Source organism: Flavobacterium beibuense F44-8 (assembly GCF_000769915.1).
In the GTDB taxonomy this organism is placed as follows: Bacteria; Bacteroidota; Bacteroidia; order Flavobacteriales; family Flavobacteriaceae; genus Flavobacterium; species Flavobacterium beibuense.
Map to the genome: position 1 here is coordinate 1 of NZ_JRLV01000043.1, position 1,849 is coordinate 1,849.

At 45.4% G+C, this 1,849-nt stretch carries 1 protein-coding gene; it reads right to left on the minus strand.

Annotation, left to right across the window (positions count from 1 at the left end):
• Positions 1 to 1,849: HYR-like domain-containing protein (locus Q763_RS17220; protein ID WP_035136313.1), on the minus strand; the 1,849-nt coding region annotated here is incomplete at both ends.

The window sequence follows — 1,849 nt, forward strand, 5'->3', positions numbered from 1 at the left end:
TCCATTTGCTGAGCAAGTTCCAGTCCTTCAAAATCACTACATTCAAGGGTAATATTAAGTTCTTCAACAACACTTGACCACACCGGAGCCGTAGTATCTTCAATAGTGATTATTTGGGTAAATACTTCCGATACATTACCACACAGGTCGGTGGCTACCCAGGTATTGGTATAAGTACCACTATTGGCACAACCTGAGGATACAAATGAACCTTCTGTTTTGGTATATGAAATCTCACCGTCACAGTTGTCTGTTGCGACAGGCTGTTGCGCCTGAGCGGCAGCCAGTCCGTCAAGGTTGCTACACTCTAAAGTGATATTCAGTTCAGCATCCATTGTTGACCACACCGGAGCATTAGTGTCTTCAATAGTTATGATTTGAGTGAAGATGTCCGATACATTACCACACAGGTCAGTCGCTACCCAGGTATTGGTGTAAGTACCACTATTAGCACAACCGGAGGATACGAAAGAACCTTCTGTTTTAGTGTAGCTGATTTCTCCGTCACAGTTATCGGTTGCAACAGGCTGTTGCGCCTGAGCGGCAGCCAGTCCGTCAAGGTCACTACACTCTAAAGTGATATTCAGTTCAGCATCCATAGTTGACCACATCGGAGCAGTAGTATCTTCAATAGTTATGATTTGAGTGAAGATTTCCGATACATTACCACACAGGTCAGTCGCTACCCAGGTATTGGTATAAATACCACTATTGGCACAACCTGAGGATACGAACGAACCTTCTGTTTTAGTGTAGCTGATTTCTCCGTCACAGTTGTCTGTTGCGACAGGCTGTTGCTCCTGAGCGGCAGCCAATCCGTCAAGGTTGCTACACTCTAAAGTGATGTCCAGTTCCATTGGTTCTGAACTCCACACCGGGTCGGTAGTATCTTCGATAGTGATTATCTGAGTGAAAATCTCCGATACATTACCACACAGGTCGGTGGCTACCCAGGTATTGGTGTAAGTACCACTATTAGCACAACCTGAAGATACGAAAGAACCTTCTGTTTTAGTGTAGCTTATTTCTCCGTCACAGTTATCGGTTGCTACGGGTTGTTGCGCCTGAGCAGCAGCCAATCCGTCAAGGTCGCTACATTCAAGAGTGATATCTAATTCAGAAGAAGCAGTACTCCACAGCGGAGCAGTAGTATCTTCGATAGTGATTATCTGAGTAAACACTTCCGATACGTTTCCACACAGGTCGGTTGCTACCCAGGTATTAGTATAGGTTCCTGCGTTAGCACAACCAGATGACACAAAAGAACCTTCAGTTTTAGTATATGAAATCTCTCCGTCACAGTTATCGGTAGCTACAGGCTGTTGCGCCTGAGCGGCAGCTAAACCGTCAAGGTCGCTACACTCTAAAGTTACATTAAGTTCGGCATCCATTGTTGACCACAGCGGAGCAGTAGTGTCTTCAATAGTTATGATTTGAGTGAAGATTTCCGATATATTACCACACATGTCGGTGGCTACCCAGATATTGGTGTAAGTCCCTGTGTTCACGCAGCCTGATGACACAAATGAACCTTCTGTTTTGGTGTAGGCAATCTCCCCGTCACAGTTGTCTGTGGCTACAGGCTGTTGCGCCTGAGCAGCGGCTAATCCATCAAGGTCGCTACACTCAAGGGTAATATCTAATTCAGAAGAAGCAGTATTCCACATCGGGGCGGTAGTATCTTCAATAGTGATTATCTGAGTGAAGATTTCCGATACATTACCACATAGGTCGGTGGCTACCCAGGTGTTGGTGTAAGTACCTGCGTTAGCACAACCTGAAGATACGAACGAACCTTCAGTTTTAGTGTATGAAATCTCTCCGTCACAGTTATCGGTTGCAACAGGCT